14 protein-coding genes are annotated in these 16,764 nt (G+C 35.1%); 4 read left to right on the top strand and 10 right to left on the bottom strand.

What is annotated here, in order from left to right:
- The first annotated feature begins 407 nt into the window (after positions 1-407).
- Complete coding sequence (locus tag O7776_RS07025; protein WP_274309877.1) at positions 408-1,604, top strand: hypothetical protein; 1,197 nt, start codon at positions 408-410, stop codon at positions 1,602-1,604.
- A gap of 528 nt (positions 1,605-2,132) precedes the next feature.
- On the opposite strand, the gene O7776_RS07020 is transcribed toward O7776_RS07025, so the two are convergent.
- Genes O7776_RS07020 through O7776_RS06995 form a run of 6 tightly spaced genes read right to left on the bottom strand, consistent with a single transcriptional unit; the run spans position 2,133 to position 7,692 of the window.
- Positions 2,133-3,314 carry a thiolase family protein gene (locus O7776_RS07020; protein WP_274309876.1) on the bottom strand — a complete coding sequence of 394 codons (1,182 nt, stop codon included), beginning with the start codon at positions 3,312-3,314 and terminating at the stop codon, positions 2,133-2,135.
- Between the two features lie 12 nt (positions 3,315-3,326).
- Positions 3,327-4,073, bottom strand: coding sequence for a 3-hydroxybutyrate dehydrogenase (locus tag O7776_RS07015; protein WP_274309875.1), 747 nt, complete (start codon positions 4,071-4,073; stop codon positions 3,327-3,329).
- A complete protein-coding gene (locus O7776_RS07010) occupies positions 4,066-5,031 on the bottom strand; it encodes a 3-hydroxyacyl-CoA dehydrogenase family protein (protein WP_274309874.1) in 966 nt (321 codons plus the stop codon). The genes O7776_RS07015 and O7776_RS07010 overlap by 8 nt, the downstream gene beginning before the upstream one ends.
- Before the next feature lie 18 nt (positions 5,032-5,049).
- Complete coding sequence (locus O7776_RS07005; RefSeq protein WP_274309873.1) at positions 5,050-6,360, bottom strand: GntP family permease; 1,311 nt, start codon at positions 6,358-6,360, stop codon at positions 5,050-5,052.
- Positions 6,361-6,377: 17 nt separating this feature from the next.
- On the bottom strand, positions 6,378-7,019 hold the full coding sequence (locus O7776_RS07000; RefSeq protein WP_274309872.1) for a 3-oxoacid CoA-transferase subunit B: 642 nt from the start codon (positions 7,017-7,019) through the stop codon (positions 6,378-6,380).
- Positions 7,006-7,692, bottom strand: a complete 687-nt coding sequence (locus O7776_RS06995; RefSeq protein WP_241368451.1) for a CoA transferase subunit A — start codon at positions 7,690-7,692, stop codon at positions 7,006-7,008. Before O7776_RS06995 ends, O7776_RS07000 begins: the two co-directional genes overlap by 14 nt.
- Before the next feature lie 103 nt (positions 7,693-7,795).
- On the opposite strand from O7776_RS06995, the gene O7776_RS06990 reads away from it, so the two are divergent.
- On the top strand, positions 7,796-8,395 hold the full coding sequence (locus O7776_RS06990) for a TetR/AcrR family transcriptional regulator (RefSeq protein ID WP_274309871.1): 600 nt from the start codon (positions 7,796-7,798) through the stop codon (positions 8,393-8,395).
- A gap of 288 nt (positions 8,396-8,683) precedes the next feature.
- Here O7776_RS06990 and O7776_RS06985 read toward each other — a convergent pair whose 3' ends face one another.
- Complete coding sequence (locus O7776_RS06985; RefSeq protein ID WP_274309870.1) at positions 8,684-9,229, bottom strand: 3D domain-containing protein; 546 nt, start codon at positions 9,227-9,229, stop codon at positions 8,684-8,686.
- A 467-nt stretch (positions 9,230-9,696) separates the two neighbouring features.
- Between O7776_RS06985 and O7776_RS06980 the strand changes: the two genes are divergently transcribed.
- Positions 9,697-11,049 carry an MATE family efflux transporter gene (locus O7776_RS06980; RefSeq protein ID WP_274309869.1) on the top strand — a complete coding sequence of 451 codons (1,353 nt, stop codon included), beginning with the start codon at positions 9,697-9,699 and terminating at the stop codon, positions 11,047-11,049.
- Positions 11,050-11,490: 441 nt separating this feature from the next.
- Here the strand turns inward: O7776_RS06980 and O7776_RS06975 are convergent, their stop codons facing one another.
- Both O7776_RS06975 and O7776_RS06970 read right to left on the bottom strand, forming a co-directional pair.
- Positions 11,491-11,925, bottom strand: coding sequence for a homoserine dehydrogenase (locus O7776_RS06975; RefSeq protein WP_241368447.1), 435 nt, complete (start codon positions 11,923-11,925; stop codon positions 11,491-11,493).
- 448 nt (positions 11,926-12,373) lie between these two features.
- Positions 12,374-14,581 carry a YcdB/YcdC domain-containing protein gene (locus tag O7776_RS06970; RefSeq protein ID WP_274309868.1) on the bottom strand — a complete coding sequence of 736 codons (2,208 nt, stop codon included), beginning with the start codon at positions 14,579-14,581 and terminating at the stop codon, positions 12,374-12,376.
- Between the two features lie 170 nt (positions 14,582-14,751).
- On the opposite strand from O7776_RS06970, the gene O7776_RS06965 reads away from it, so the two are divergent.
- On the top strand, positions 14,752-14,946 hold the full coding sequence (locus tag O7776_RS06965; RefSeq protein ID WP_274309867.1) for a hypothetical protein: 195 nt from the start codon (positions 14,752-14,754) through the stop codon (positions 14,944-14,946).
- 162 nt (positions 14,947-15,108) lie between these two features.
- On the opposite strand, the gene O7776_RS06960 is transcribed toward O7776_RS06965, so the two are convergent.
- A complete protein-coding gene (locus tag O7776_RS06960) occupies positions 15,109-16,680 on the bottom strand; it encodes a Na/Pi cotransporter family protein (protein WP_274309866.1) in 1,572 nt (523 codons plus the stop codon).
- Between the last annotated feature and the right edge of the window lie 84 nt (positions 16,681-16,764).

The raw sequence follows: 16,764 nt of genomic DNA, 5'->3' as shown, positions 1-16,764 counted from the left end.
CAGCTCTCGCCATAGCTACCATGCTACTTAAGCGAGTAGTTGCTGTGGTACATGCTCTTTCTGTAATTGATTATTTTTTTCCTCTAGCTGTATTTTTGCCAGTTGCTTCGTTTTAAACCCTTCTGGACAAGCTAGTTTCGTATATGAAAAGGGACTGCTTCATTACCTTTCCACACCAAGTTAATCGTCATGCTCATATGCAGCAACACGCTTACTCGATTCCCAGTGATATCTAATATAATAAAGAATTGAACATCTTCGTTTCCTTTTTAAAAGATAGTCATTTAAATATTTTAATTTTCAGTTAAATTAAATGTAAAAACTGTATAATTAAATGAGAGTTTAAGAAATGGTGCATATCGATAATGTAAGTTTTTATCTATTACTAATATTGAAAGGTGAATTTCATGCAAAACATTATAGAACGAATTTTAAATAGCTTACCATTTGAACAAGAGAAATATTGGGACGGATTTATACCCGTTGCCTTTGCCATTTTTGACGATAAAGATGTCTTTTTATTTAATCATCCTAAATGCAAAGAAGAGCAGTATATCAAATTGGCTAAAACGGAAGAATTTCATGCTTGTACTTGTATACTATTTGAAGAAGTACCGACAGCTATTGTAGACACTACACTTTATGATTCATTTGAGATTATCTATTCTTTGCTTATACATGAATCATTTCATGTATTTCAACATTTATCCGAAGAAAACCGTTACCCAAATGAACTATTAGGATTTAACTATCCAATTGATTTTAATAATGTTCAACTACGTATTTTAGAAAGAAAAAGACTTTTCGAAGCTTTTATATCAACCGATTTAATTGAAAAAAAGCAAAAAATAAACGAATTTATCACACTTAGAGATAAAAGGATGGAACTATTTTCTGATTATGTAGAATATGAAAATTCAGTTGAAACGATTGAAGGAACTGCATTTTATGTTGAATATCAAGCGTTAGCCGATATTAGTTCTGTTGAAGAAGATGTAATTAGCAAATATGCAGAACAATTATTGGATAACAAATTACTACAAATAAATATTCGAAGTAGTTGCTATAATTCGGGTTTATTTATTTGTCTATTATTAGATGACATTTCAAATGACTGGAAAGTAGAATTTACAAAATCAAAGTTAAACTTGTATCACTTTTTCAAAAATACTTACCCTAACTACATGCCTATTGAAGTAAATGTACCTAATAATTCAGAAGAAGTTTCTCAAATAATAAACAATGCTAAAACAACTAAATTAATAGCATTCGAAAACTTTAATAAATCTGAAGGCATAAAACTAACTATCTCAGGTGCCATAAAATTAGTAGGCTTCGACCCAATGAATATTACTCAATTAATTACACAAGCATTACATCACAATTTTTTAAGCCTAAAAGTAATGAATAAAGAATATTTTATTGAACAACCTGTTTGTACTAGGTTTGAAAAAAATTTCAGAGATGTTCAGTTAATAGAACTATTTTTAAATCATCCACCTATACATATTGATAATCGACTTATAATTGAGAATATAGGGGAATTTGAAGGTGATATTATTTCAAAAGAACCTACTTCAATTCACATAGTTGTCCAATCTTAATGAAATTTAAATTTTTTATAGTCATGCACGAACGAACAAAATAACGTTTCCAAACAAAAGTCTGAACATGTAAAAAAAGTCACACAATGCTGTTAAATCAACATTTTGTGACTAGGCTTTTATTGAAATATTATTTTCTAAAATCATAAGTTTTCGTGATAGGTAATTGAATATTTCGAAATTCAATCACGTCTGTTTATTGACCATTTATTTCCCATAAAAACAAACAAAAAAAGAGAGATTCCTTGTCAAATGTAAGTTACTTGCAACAACCTTGTCGATTGAATGGCGTATTAGACTCAAAGAATTCCTCGCGTTTCATTATGAATTAAATCAAATCAATACTGGATTATTTTGGTTAATCAACACATGTGTTATAATATTAAGTTAGCGCTTAGATTTGAGATTTTGAGTACTAGACTAAGCGCTAACTTTAATCATTAAAACCGTACATTATTTATTTTGGGGTTCATAGAAAAATGCATGGTTTTTTATAATTTTAGGGAATTAGTTGAAAAACACATATTTTTAGACTGAAGGATTTTCTAAAAGTACTGCAATCCCCTGGCCACCGCCAATGCAAAGACTAGCGACACCATATTTTACACCTCGTTTTTGCATCTCTAATGATAGTGAGTATGCAATTCTAGCACCACTTGCTCCTACTGGGTGACCTAAAGCTACTGCACCACCGTTAACATTCACAATTTCACTGTTTAACCCTAACTCCTTTATTACAGCTAAAGACTGTGCAGCAAACGCCTCATTTAATTCAAACAACCCGATGTCATCAGTTGTTAAATTTGTTTGCTTTAATAGCTTTTGAATTGCGGGAACTGGACCAATTCCCATAATTGTTGGATCAACACCTGCAGTTGCAGATGCTACAATTTTTGCTAATGGTTTTAACTGATGCTGTTGTAAATACGCATCTGAAACTATGACAACTGCGGCTGCACCATCATTGATTCCACTCGCATTACCAGCAGTAACTGTACCATCATTCTTAAATGCTGGCTTTAAAGTAGCTAATTTTTCAACGGAGATTTCTGCTCGAATATGTTCGTCTTCTTTAAACTCTAGACTTTTCTTGCCCTTTTTAACTATTACTGGCACAATTTCTTCTTCAAATCTACCCGAATTCTGAGCTATTGCTGCTCGTTTATGTGATTCATGTGCAAATTGATCCTGTTCTTCTCTTGAAATTGAGTATTTGTCAGCCAAATTTTCAGCTGTCATCCCCATGCCACAACCAGCTACAGTATCATGTAAAGTAGACCAGAGCATATCGACTACGTTTGGTGACTTATTAGGAGACCCAAAGCGCGTACCCTGTAAAACATGAGGCGCTTGACTCATATTTTCAGTACCCCCAGCCACACCAACATCGTATGTTCCTAAACTAATTTCTTTAGCAACTGTTACAATAGCCTGTAGACCAGATCCACATAAACGATTAACAGTTAATGCTGAGCTTTCGTGAGCTAATCCACTCTTTAAGCCGATATGTCTCGCTAAATATGCCGAAGACTCATTTGTTTGGATAATATTACCGAAGACAATTTCACCTATATCTTCAGTAGAAATTTTCGAGCGTTTAATTGCTTCTGTTGTTGCAACTACACCTAAATCTATATCGGTTGTATTCGCTAATGATCCACCAAATGTACCAAATGCAGTTCGACTACCACTAATAATATAAGCTGTCATATTATTCCTCCTTTACATTCCACCTGAGACATTTAACATTTCACCCGTAATACCTGTTGCATGTTTTGAAGAAATAAAATAAACTCCATCCGCAATTTCTTCTGCTGTGATAAAGCGTTCCATTGCTTGCTTAGGATAAATAATTTCACTTAATGCTTCTGCTTCAGACATACCTTTATTTTGAGCTAAATCATTTAATTGCTTTTGGAGTAATGGTGTTTTTACAGGTCCTGGTAATACTGCATTAACCGTAATACCATAGGCAGCTCCTTCAAGTGCTGCAACGCGCGTTAACCCAATAACCCCATGTTTAGCAGCAACATAAGCTACTTTTTCAGGTGTAGCCATCTCACCATGCACAGAAGAAATATTTACAATTCTTCCGTAATTTTGTTTTTTCATATATGGAAATACGTATTTAGTAATTAAAAATGGACCCTTTAACATTACATTTTGCAATAAATCCCACTTTTCTTCTGGGAAGTCTTCAATCTTATCTCTGTGTTGTAAACCGGCATTATTAACAACGACATGTAACTCTTGTTCCTTACAAATGGAATCGATTACATTTTGTACTGATTGGGCACTTGTTACATCAAGTTCAACAGCAGTTACTTTTCCAGGAAATGCTTCTACCACTTTATTTAATTCATCGATAGCCAAATCAGCAGCGAAAACATAATCCCCTTCATCTATGAATTTTTTTACCATCGCTTGACCTAAACCACCTGCTGCACCTGTAATTAAAACATTACGCATGCTCATGCTCCTTCGTATTTAATATTTTATTGAAAACTTTTAATTGCTGAACTAGCGAACGATCTCTTTCGACTACATAACTATCCAAGCTTTTACCTGGGTATTCAAAGAACCCCTGAGACGTTTTAACTCCGAATTTATTAGCTTGTACTTTGTCTTTTAAAATTTCAAATGAACGGATATTAGATTCTAGAACAGGTTGTAACTGATCTAAAACGATGTTCCAAACATCTAAACCCCCAAAGTCCATTATTTTTAATAATCCACTAGTTGAAAATCTAAAACCTGGACCAGCAAAAATTGCATTTTCTAAATCGTGCTCTGATACAATGCCATCTTCAAGTAACGCAAGAGCTTCTCTTGCAAGTGCTGTTTGAATACGGTTTGCAACTAAACCTGGTACTTCTTTTTTAACTTCAATCGTCACCTTACCTACTTTTTTCATAAAAGTATCTACTTCGTTATATACTTCTTGTGATGTTTCAGGTGCTTTTAATAATTCAACTAAAGGTACAATATGAGCAGGATTAAAAAAGTGAGTTAAAAGAACACGTTGCTTTCTTGATTCACTAATATCTCTAGTAATTTCCGATAATCTTAAACTAGATGTATTTGACGCTAAAATTGTTTTTTCATCACAAATTTCATCCAGTTGCTTGAAAATCTTCTGTTTCAGTTCTAAATTTTCAGTCGCTGATTCAATTATTAAATCGCAATGCTTTAAATCTTCAATTTTTGTAGTAAATTTTAAGCGATCTATAATTACTTCTTCAGTATCAGTAAATAAAACGCCCTCTTCACGGAAGATGGTTAAGTACGTCTTTAACTTTTCTTTAGCAAGTTCAAACGCTTCACTACGAATGTCTTGAATAGTAACTTGCGTACCGTTTGTAATGAATTGAAACGCAATTCCGAACCCCATTGTTCCAGAACCGATAACACCTACATTTTCCACCATGCCGATCCCTCCCAAAAATTAGTATAATAAAACTGCAGCAATTAACATTGGAATCGCAGCAAGTAGTGGTGCAATTACTGAAACTGCAAAAATATGCATATATGCTTCCTTATGAGTTAATTTAGAAGCAACTAAAATCGTAATTACTGCACCATTATGTGGTAATGAATCTAATCCTCCAGAGGCGACCGCAGCTACTCGGTGCATAGCTTCTGGATTTAATCCTAGGTTTAAATATGTTTGGGAGAGCGCTTCCATCGCAATCCCTAACCCACCACTTGATGAACCAGTGATACCAGCTAATGCAGTAGTCGCAATAAATAGTGAAATTAATGGGCTTCCTGGAATATCTGCCATAGCATCATTAAATAATGTGAAGCCTGCTGTAATCGCAATTACTGAACCGTAACCAACATCTGCACTTGTATTAATAATTGGTAATATGGCTGAAGTAGTACCATTATTAATTGTATCTTTTTTGATTTCGATATTTTTCCAGAATAAAATTGTAGTTAATACAACAACTCCCATTAATGTATAGATAATTGGAACTTCAAATAAATTTAAAGTGACTAATAAAGCAATAGGTGGGATTAAACTAATAAATTGATTCGGTAATTTACGTCCTGCATAAATATCTTTAATACTTCCTTTTTCATCGTTATCAGGGTTTTTCATACCAGAATATGTTTCGCCTCTTGCTTCAGAGCGTTTTAGCGCAAACTTCATATACCATAAGTTAATCGCAATAACGAATACCGCTGCGATAATCCCTAATAATGGGGCAGCTGTTACAGTTGTACCTAAATATTTAGTCGGAATGATGTTTTGAACAGATGGTGTACCCGGTAACATCGTCATTGTAAATGTTCCTATCCCAGTAAAGAATGGAGCCATAAACAAATGCCAAGGAATTTCCAATTCTTTAAATAGGGGCTTAGCAATCGGTAATACTGCAAAAATAACTACGAATAGACTAACGCCACCATACGTTAAAAATGCACAAATAATCATTACTGCAACTAGTACTTTATATTTGCTATCTTTACCAACAATTTTTAATAGTAAGTTAGCAATTTGACGAGCAGCACCACTATCATCCATCAATTTACCGAATATTGCGGCAAATAAGAATATGAGGAAGTAATTTTTCACATAATTTATAAATCCAGACATATAAGTTTCTTGAAATGTTTCTAATATCGAGAAACCATTTGTTACCATTACAAACAAACTGACAACTGGAGCAATAATAATGATACTATAACCACGAAGCGCTAATACAATTAGTAGTATTAATGAGATAACGATTGTAATTAAACTCCACATAGCTAATCCTCCCCAACTTATTTAGTTATTTTAAATTTTAAAGGAAAACCAATTTTTTCTTCAAGTTCTTCAAAGCTGAGTGATCCGTAAATATCTTTTACAATCACTTCGCCATCTTGGAACATGAAATTTGCATATTCTGTTACAAATTGATCAACTTTTCTTTCTCCACTGGAGTCTAATGTCAGTTTTTTTACTAATTTTGGTGAACCGTCTTTTGTAAACAAGGTACTAGCAACGATGACTTTTTTTGCACCTGCAACTAAATCCATTGCTCCACCAACTCCTAAAATTGGTTGATTTGGCACAGCCCAGTTGGCAATCTCCCCATAACAATCTACTTCTAACGTTCCTAAAACTGCTACATCTACATGTCCTCCACGGATCATTCCAAAAGAAAATGCGCTATCAAAAAATGACGCTTCAGGTGTAATTGTTACTGGTGTTTTACCAGCATCAATTAGATCAATATCAATGTTCTCTTCGTCTGGCGGTGGTCCCATCCCAATTAAACCATTTTCAGTTTGCAAATAAACATTATGATTTTCGATATATTTTGCTACGAGAGTTGGAATTCCTACCCCTAAATTCACAACCTCTCCATCTTGTAATTCTTCAGCTATTTTTTTAGCAATTAGTTCTCTATTATCTAGTTTCAATGTAACTCCCTCCTTGCTTTACATATTTACTTTCCACTATATAATCTACATAAATATGTGGAGTTACAATTTCTTCTGGGCTAAATTCGCCAATTTCAACAATTTCATCAACTTCAGCAATAACAATTTTAGCTGCTGTTGCCATCATTGGATTAAAGTTACGTGCTGTTGAATGGTAAACTAGATTTCCTGCTTTATCCGCCTTATCCGCTTTTATTAATGCGATGTCCCCTTTGATTGCTTTTTCAAATAAATACCGGACACCGTCAATTTCACGTACTTCTTTACCTTCGGCCAATTTAGTACCTAATGCTGTTGGGGTATAAAAACCACCAATGCCAGCGCCTCCACAACGAATTGCTTCTGCTAAAGTACCTTGTGGTAAAAGCTCAATTTCTAATTCTCCCTTTGACCATGCTTCTATAGCTTCTTTATTAATAGTGAAAAAAGATCCAATAGCTTTGTCGATTTTCCCAGCCATAAAAACTTTGTGTAATCCTTTTCCATTGTCCCCTAGGTTATTACTAACAACTTCATAGTTACCTGCTTCAAATTTAGCAAGAGCGTCTAAAACTGTTAGTGGTGTGCCGGAAATACCAAAGCCCCCAACAAGTAAACGCATAGAGTCTTCAAAAAGTATAGATAACTCTTCTGGCTTTCTAAGCTTTTTCATAATTCTCATCCCCTCCATAGACCAGACTGTAGTCTAATGATATAATGGTAATTATAGTAAGTCAATTTATATTTTAACAAGATAAACACTTAAAGGAGATAATATGTACAATACCGATAATAAAACTGAGAGCGGGATTCAGAAACAACAACATATAATGACTGTTGCACTAGCCCTTTTTGAAAAGTATGGCTATGATAAAATTTCTGTTGATCGTATTGTCAAAGAAAGTGAGACTTCTAAAGGTTCCTTTTATCAACACTTCCCATCGAAGTCTAGTATTTTTATGATGCGCTTTATGGAAATGGATGAAAGCTATGTAAATATATATTCTCAAATTAGATTAGAACACCATTTGGCAATTGATCGTTTAGAAGCATTTTGTTTATCCGTTTATGCAAGCATTGAAAAAGAGATGGGAAAGGAATTAATGAGGGTTATATATTCTGCAGCGATTATTGACCAAAAGCATACATTTTTTACAAGCGAAGATCGAAAACTTTTTAAAATTATTTTAGAAATTATAGAGGATGGAAATAAGGATGGATCATTAAAAAAAATTGATTCAAAAAAACAATTTTTCCAAGTAATTATCCAAACTTTACTGGGAACTATTTATTATTGGGGACTTAACTATGATAATCAATCTTTAGTAGAAACCGGAACTCCTCTTATTCAAAACGTAGTAAAAGCTTATAAATGAGGACTTAATTTTCAACAGCTTACACAAAAACGAATATATAATTTCCGTAATTGAGACATGTGATTATCCTCAAAAAAAGCCACCAGTCGTGCGGGAAAAACGACAACTGGTGGCTATACTAGTATAAGAATCTAAGTGATGGAATTTTTCATTATCTGCCTCTTTTATTTTTCTTCTATTGTGCCACATGGATAGCAGCCTCTTATTTATAGTATGATAATCTCACACCATTGTACAATTCAAAAATACACATAAAAAAGGTCATGCAGCTTATGCATGACCTTCAAATTATGATTTTAACAGCTTAACCGTCACTTTTTTACGTCCCCAGTTATAGGCTTTTGATTTACTTTTTACGAAAATATCGATTTTGTTTCCTTTAATTGAGCCGCCTGTATCACCTGCAACCGCAATGCCATAGCCTTCAACCCATACTTTTGAACCAAGTGGAATGATTTTTGGATCAACCGCGATTACTTTTAAATCTGGATTTTTACGTAAGTTTAATCCTGTTGTTGTAATACCTGAACAGCCTTTACAATTTGCTGTATATGCTGTAGCCGTCATTTTAAATGTCTTCTTTACATTTGACGGGTGGGTTGCTGATACTTTTTCAGTTTTCTCTGGTATTTGAAGAACTTGATTTATTGTTAGATTATTACTTGTTAATTTATTTTTCTTTTTTAATTCTGTTGCTGATATGTTATATTTTGGAGCAATTGAAAATAAAGTCTCACCTGATTGAACTGTATGTGTTGCTGCAAAAGACGGGCTTGCAAAAATAAATGCGCTTGCGGCAATTGCCACGGTAAATGCTAATAACTTCTTGATCATACTTGAATATTTCCCTCCAAAATAATTTTCGTGAAAAATCTTTTTGATTCAACTTGTATTAGCATACCTACTTTATATTTCAGTTATATTACAACTTGATGATACAGAAATTACAATTTAGTATCAAAAGGTGAGATTTTGTCATTTTAACATTACAAATTTTTGATAATTATTTTTATCCAGCATAAAATAATCAAATTTGTATTATTTTATTTAAAAATGCTGTTATTTCGATTTTCGTACTATCTTCAACTCCCTTTTTATGGTACGATACGATTTGTTTTAACTTGGTACGATATGCAATGCGACAGGTACAGAATTTCTACATTTCTATAAATGGAAGATGGATGCCAAGCATACCATTATTCAGTGGGGCTTAAATCCCGGCGGATATTACAGATTTTTTGAGACGTTTTCAAACTAAATAAAAAAATCTACAGAGTAAATTAATGAAAGAGTGAGGTAATTTGGCAAACACAACAAAGGAATTAAGCTTATTTAAACTTACATGGCCTTTATTTTTAGAGCTATTTTTATTTATGCTAATGGGGCTTGCAGACACGTTCATGTTAAGTGCCGTATCTGACAATGCCGTCGCTGGTGTCGGGACAGCTAACCAATTTATTCAAATTGCGATTCTGTTATTAGGTGTTATTGGCACAGGAGCTTCGATCGTTGTCTCACAATATTTAGGCTCTCGCTTACTAGAAGATGCCTCGAAAATCTCCGCGCTATCAGTGACATTAAACTTAATTACTGGTTTTGTTTTAAGTGGCGTTTTCCTATTATTCTCTGACGCGATTATGCGAATGATGAATTTACAAGGAGCTGTCCTTGAAGCTGCGCAAAGCTATTTAGCAATTGTTGGGGGCTTTATTTTTGTTCAGGCACTAATTACCTCGCTATCTTCAATCATTCGCGTGCAAGGATGGACGAAGCAAACGATGTATGTATCACTTGGGATGAACGTACTTCACGTTATTCTGAACTATATTTTAATTTTCGGGAAATTTGGTGCGCCAGAGCTTGGTGTTGAAGGGGCAGCCATTTCTTCAGTCATTAGCCGTATTGTAGCATCAGTGGTATTTTTCTGGTTACTATATCAGGCACTTGAAGTACGCATTCAATTTGCCGACTATTACCGTATGTCGAAAGAATACATTTCAAAAATTTTAAAAATCGGCATTCCATCTGCACTGGAGCAAGTATTATATCAAGCGAGCCAAATTGTATTACTTTACTATGTAACGTATGTAGGTGCTGAAGCATTATCAGCACGTCAATACGCGGCGAATATATCTATGTTTACATATTTATTTGCGATGGCAATTGGTTCTGGTACGGCTATATTGATCGGGCGTTATGTTGGCGCAGGTGATAAAGACTTAGCCTACAAAACAGTATGGTTTAGCGTAAAATCAGCACTTGTTTTTACACTTGTGATGGTGGCACTCGTTACGACATTCCGAGAACCGCTTATGCGCTTATTTACTGACAATGATGACATTATTCAAATCGGTGCTAGCGTTTTATTATTAAGTATTTTCTTAGAAACCGGTCGTACCATTAATATTACAATCATCAACTCGCTACGTGCTGCTGGAGATGCGACCTACCCTGTGCGTATCGGAATTATCTCGATGATTTGTATCGGACTATCACTAGGTTACTTATTTGTATTTGTCCTAGATTTAGGCTTAGTCGGCGTATGGCTTGCGATTTCATGTGATGAATGGATTCGTGCAATTTTAGTCATTTTCCGCTGGCGTAGTCGTAAGTGGGAACGATTTGCGCTTGTTGGACCAAATAAACAAGCATAAGACAACTCTTTTCTCATGTGGCTTTTATTGAAAGATTTATACTTTCCTATCAACCAAAGAAAACCAACAATGTGTCTTCAGAAGAACATTGTTGGTTTTTGCTATTTATAATTGCTTTTGATTTTGAGAAGGCTTTCCACATACCTCGCTACTTTGCGCGGAGTCCCCCTGTTCTTCAAGCATTTTTACTATCACATTTTTATTCAATCGTAGATGTTCTTTTTATAACTTAGTCACTTGTTTTTTATTGAACCGACAGTGCACCGTCGATAATTTGTTCTGTTCCTGCTATTGGATCCGCATTGATTTCACACCGGATTACAAAATTATTAGTGAGCAATAAACGTCTACTTATACCCATAAAATTACCACATAAAAATATGTCCAAAACGAACAAAAAACCGTCTAAGCAACACACTGCTTCAGACGGTTTTCCGTATTTTATTTCTCTAATTCTTCAGCTACAACAGCTACAATTTCTTCAACTGCATCATCTTCAGTTACTTCATCTGCTTCTGCGTTTTCTGCAGCTAATGCCGCTTCTTCTGCACGACGAGCTGCTGCTTCTTCAGCCGCTTTTTTGGCAGCTTCCTCGATCGGCTTATTTACCACACCTAAGCACCAAACGAATTCTTCCCAAGCCATGTTCCAGCCTTTATATATTTCCTCAGAATCATCCCATTTTACTAGGTAAGCAAGGCCATCTTCCGTTTTTACTAATGATAATGTAAGATCCGCACCAGCACGGTCACTTACTAATTTAATTTTACCATCTTCATCGAAGCGCTCTTCGATATTATCCTTTTCGGTAAATGCACGACTTTGCGCAATTTCAAATAATGCATTACTATGAATGCGATATTTATTTTTTTGCATGTTTTTCCCAACTTCCATCATTGATTAATTACTTTAATTATATTACATCGTTTCCTAAAATTTTTCGCTTCTTTTTTTAGGTTTTCGTGCTTTTTCTTATTTTAACATAAAATCATATTCATAAACCACTACGATTCAAGAAAATTAGAACATACATTCTTAATTATGTGACTATATAAGAACAAATATTAGAATAACACATTTCGTTTATGCTGAAATGAAAAAGCTTCGATGCTGTTCTTCAAAACAGTTCTCATTACTGCTCCACGAACAAGGACACCTCACTACACAGAATGCATAGTGAGGTGAAATTTAAATCAATTATGCCTCGGCTTACTCTCATCCAGATTTTTTTCGATCCTGCTCAAAAAAATCCTCTAAAAATCTGTGACATCCTCCGGGGGCAGTAGCTTGCTTTAGTCGGGGCTTGAACCTCTGCTAAAGTAAATTAATAACCGGTATTCTGTTTTTCTGCAATAGCATAGGCTAAATCAATAATCGAAACGGCTAATTCCGCATATGAAACTTCCTTTTTTGGCTGGAATTTATTTTCTGTTATAGGCTGAAGCTTTAACGCATTTGATAATGATACATAACCAATGTTTGCTGCTGTAATTTCATTCAAGTCTTTCACATCTAACTTATAAATCCCTGTATTTTTCGCGGCTTGTTCTAGACCTAATGCACGGACAAACCACACTGCTAGCTGCTCTTTTGTTACGTTTTGGTCAATCGCTAGCTTATCTTCATCCTTTATAATCCCCATTCGGTAAGCGGATTCCACTGTAGAATAGTACGGATTGTCCTTTGATACGAAGTCGATTGTATTCGTTTCATTTCGACCATAATTATACGAAAAGTCTTCATAGAAATAACCAATCGATTTAATAATTGTTTTTAAGGCCTCACCTTGTGAAATGGACTTATCTGCATTGAAGGTTTTTGCGTCTTTCACTTCAATTGCACCTGCTTGAATTAAATAATTCAGCTCTTTTTCAGCAGTTGGATGTGTAATTTGCTCCTTCTTTGCCATACCGAAAAGATTCATAAATTCACCTGTCGACGCATTCATTTGGTAAACAAAGTCATCACCAATCGTTGGGATGTAAAGAAGCTCGTAATTTCCTGGTTTATCGTAAACCGGCTGGTAAACAAGCTTAGCATCTAGCACCGCATCAAACTTCTTCTGAGCCTCTTCTAGTGAAATTACGGAATCAATAGCAGGCCACTCATCAATTGTTAGATTACTACGGTAGTAAGATTTAAGCTCACCTTTGTTATTAATGGATACTGAAATACTATCCCCATTTACAACAAGTCCATTTTTCATACGTGGGAAAGTAACCATATGCATTTTATTTTCCTCATCATAACTTACTTTATGAATCGGCTTCGAATATTCATGGACCGAGGCTGGTGCAAATTGTTTCACATAATCCGTCGCAATCGCCAGCACTTTATCTTCTTCAAGACGTGGCGTTTTATCTTCAGGTGCGTCTATATATGGTACTGAATCTGACATATCATAGTAATTTAAAAGCTCTCCGGTGTTTTTATTGAATTCAATCGACGTACCATACGAAGAGTTTTTCGTACGGTATGAATATGAAATACTTATAATACTTGTCCCTTCACTTTCATGCTCATAAGCGGAATCGATTTCAAATTTCTCACCGTTCGCTTTTGATTCTGCAAGCTTTTTGACGACTTGTTTCGCTTCCTCAAGCGTAATTGGCTTTGCTGCCTGTAATGGCTTTTCCACAATTGGTGAAAGTGCTTTTGCTTGAATTTGCTCTATTGTACCAGTATAAGTATGCCACTTTCCTGATTTCGCATGAATGCCCGTATACTCTGCCGTTGGAGCATACACTAAGCTTACTGTAGGTTTCGAATTGTATGAATTATAATTATACGAATATTGGAGCGATAATTTTAGCGAATCTTTCATTTTGGCAATAGCTTCACTTTTAGCAAGGATACTATTCGCTTCTTCAAATGCTAAACGTTTAGGCGTCTGTGAATATTGCATAAAATGCTGAATTGTTCCGTCCCCAAGAACACTTACATACATACCTTGATCTTGAATCGGAATGTTATTTTCGGTTTTCGTAAATGAATACGTATATGAAATTGGCTCTGTAATTAAGCGTGTTGAAAAATAGCTCGGAACTTGGCTTGCTGTAATAAAATTAGTGTTCCCCGTTACTTTCTTGACTAAATCCGTTGCAATCTTTTGCGCTTCTTGCTCTGTTATTTTCCCAGGAAATAACGAGTCCTTAGTAATAATTGGTGAAATAGAAAGCGATTCAATTTCTAAATCCCCTTCTTTAAACGTAATACTTCCTGATTGTGTCTTTTTATCAACGGTTTTCGTAAACGATAATTCATAGCGAGTTGTTAAATCATCCGAATAGTGATGGCTCATTGTCGACATAGTGAAATCGCTATTGCTATATGAACCGAACATCTCTGGTAATACTGATTTTAATTTCTTAATCAGCATTTCCTTTGTGACCTGTTCATCATTAATTGCTACATAAATTTGTTGGCGATCTTCTTTTGAAGTTATAGCCGTATTGGCATTTGCCACTGTCCCCGCTGTAAATAAACTTAGCGCTACTGCCGACGCACTTATTAAACTTGCCCATTTTTTCATGGTGCATCCCCCTTTTTATAGGTTATTTCTAATTAATACGTAAAATATTGCAAAAAGTTTCAAAATATTCAATATTAGTTACAATATTTGTGACACCTCTATGACTTTATTTGTGTCCGTTGTAATATATGCACGATTCATGATAAAATTTTCGCTAGAGGTGAAAGAACGTGAGTATTGTAACAGCTGGCCTTTTAATATCATTTTCTGGCATAATCGTCGTTTGTTTAGGGCTATTTGATGTCATTCCAAATTCAAATCAAACGTTAAACTATATTTTTATCGGTCTTGGTTGGGTGTTTATTTTAATCGGTATTGTCATCCGTATCGTCGGCATGAAGCTAGAAAAAAAATATCAAAAATAATAAAAAAGGGTCTGCCCGAGAAGTAATTCTGGGGTAGACCCTTTGCGCCGAGGATGGTGAGAATTTATTCTGACCACCGCAGAAGCACCGCCTAAAGCGGATAATTAATACATGAGGAGGCATCTGTCTAAAAAGTTTCGACTTTTTAGACAGCCCCATTTTTTAATCTTCATTAATCGTTTGATATTCTGCCATTCGCGCAGTTGCACGCCAATAATGATAGATTAAACGGTCTATCCATAATAGTGCATCTACCTTTGAAACCGCTAAATCAAGCTGTGTTTCATTTGATACAGAACGTTCAAAATATTGTTCGCGCTTATTGCGACGCTGCTGTGCCATTTCTTGCGATGTATGCTCTAAAATAATCGATATATCGAGCATTTTTTCATCCTCTGACAGACGGTCACCTATCGTCTCCAATAACTCCTGCCAATCTTGCATGAGTTTTTCTTGTAAATAAAGCGCCTCTACCTTTTGTTGTTCGCGCAATACTTTTATTAATCGATGTAAATGATCGAGTGTATGTAATATTGAAATCAGCTTTGTACGGTCACGCGAAGAACTTACTAAAATACCATCTAAAAATCTGCGTGTAATGATAAGTGCCTCTTCTACTTCTAGCATTTTCTTTTCGTAATCTACAGTCACTTTTTTCGACTGTAATAAAAGCTGTTGTGCCTTCGTTAATTCCATCATAATATCACGCATCGTTATAAATGACACATCGATCGCTACAGTAGGCATTTCCACTAAGCTTTCATCTAAATTACGCGTCAATGCATTTTCACGCTCTGGTACCATTTTCATTAGTAAATTGGCAAACGGCTGCATTAACGGAATGAAAATAAACGCTCCTAGTACACTAAATAATGTATGGAAAATCGCTAAGCCTATAGTTTCATCAAAGCTACCAGAAATCGCTACCGTAATCCATTTTGTTGCTGAGACAAAGTATGAGAATATGGACGTAACAATAATTGCTGTAATTACATTAAACATTAAATGGGTTATCGCTGTACGCCTTGCTGCAACCGATGCACCAATTGCCGCAAATAATGCCGTAGCTGTCGTCCCAATATTTTGCCCAATGACTAAGTAAGCGGCCTGTTCAAAATCAATGGCCCCTGCAAATAATGCTGCTAAAGTAGCTGCCATTGCCGCACTTGAAGCTTGCATAATCACAGTCATCACAATTCCAATAACTATTAATAGAAAAATCGAAATAATAGAGTCAGCCGGTATTTTGTCGAACGCAATTAAATCTTGTGCCGAGCCCATTCCTTGCTGTAACATATCTATCCCCAAAAATAGTAAACCGAATCCTGCAAACACATTACCGAATTTTTTAATATCATTTGGCGCAATCAGAGACATAAATACCCCAACGCCAATAATCGGTAACGCCATCGTTTGTAAACTAATTTTGAAGCCAATTAATGAAATAATCCAGCCCGTACTCGTACTACCGATGTTCGCACCAATAATGACCCCAATCGATTGTATAAATGTAAGCAAACCTGCACTCACAAAGCCGATCGTAAGTAATGTTGTTGCTGTTGAAGATTGTACAAGCATCGTCATAACAGCTCCGGAAACAACCGCACTAATACGACCCTTCGTAAATCTGTTCAGCCATTTTTTTAATGCGTCTCCAGCAATTTCTTTCAGTCCGTTTGTTAGCATGGTCATACCAAGTAAAAACAGACCAATCCCACCAAAAATCGTGAGCATTGATTTCACCACCAAATGTAATTATCATTAGAAAAACATATGTGACGCAAACTAGCGCGAAATGGTATTTGTTCTAATGAGGGT

Origin of the sequence: Solibacillus daqui, from assembly GCF_028747805.1 — a bacterium.
Classification (GTDB): domain Bacteria; phylum Bacillota; class Bacilli; order Bacillales_A; family Planococcaceae; genus Solibacillus; species Solibacillus daqui.
The sequence above is the reverse complement of the archived record's forward strand: the minus strand, read 5'-3'. Positions and strand labels throughout refer to the sequence as shown.